The organism is Duganella vulcania (assembly GCF_009857655.1).
In the GTDB taxonomy this organism is placed as follows: Bacteria; Pseudomonadota; Gammaproteobacteria; order Burkholderiales; family Burkholderiaceae_D; genus Rugamonas; species Rugamonas vulcania.
In genome coordinates this window covers 1-414 of the sequence record NZ_WWCX01000303.1, presented here as the reverse complement: position 1 = coordinate 414, position 414 = coordinate 1, and the positions used below count along the sequence as shown (strand labels likewise).

The following is a 414-nucleotide window of genomic DNA, read 5'->3' as shown; positions in this document are numbered from 1 at the left end:
ACCGCCTGCCGCAAGGCGCGCTGGCCGGCCTGCGCCCCGGCGACGTGCTGCAGCCGGAGCGCTGCAGCTTCGATTGCAGCGGCCAGGGCAGCGTCACGCTGGGCGGCGTGCGCGCCAGCGTGCGCTACCAGGCCCCCGCCAGTTTGATCATCCTAGCTTTGGAGACACAGATGGACGCACCACAGGACAGCAACGAGCGCATGAGCGAGGACACGAGCGAGGCGATCAGCGAGGACTTGGGCCGGGACCTGCCCCGGTCTGCGCCGCCGGCCGACGACGCGCCGGCCCTCCCGCCCGGCGCGCTGGACCAGTTGTCGCTGACGCTGGACATCGAACTGGGCAGCGTCACCGTCAGCCTGGGGGCGCTGCGCGCGCTGGCGCCCGGCGGCACGCTGCCGCTGGCCGGCGCCAGAT

1 pseudogene is annotated in these 414 nt (G+C 73.7%); it reads left to right on the top strand.

The annotated features are described in order from the left end of the window. Positions 1-414, top strand: a pseudogene (locus GTP90_RS36110) (hypothetical protein); the annotation flags it as partial.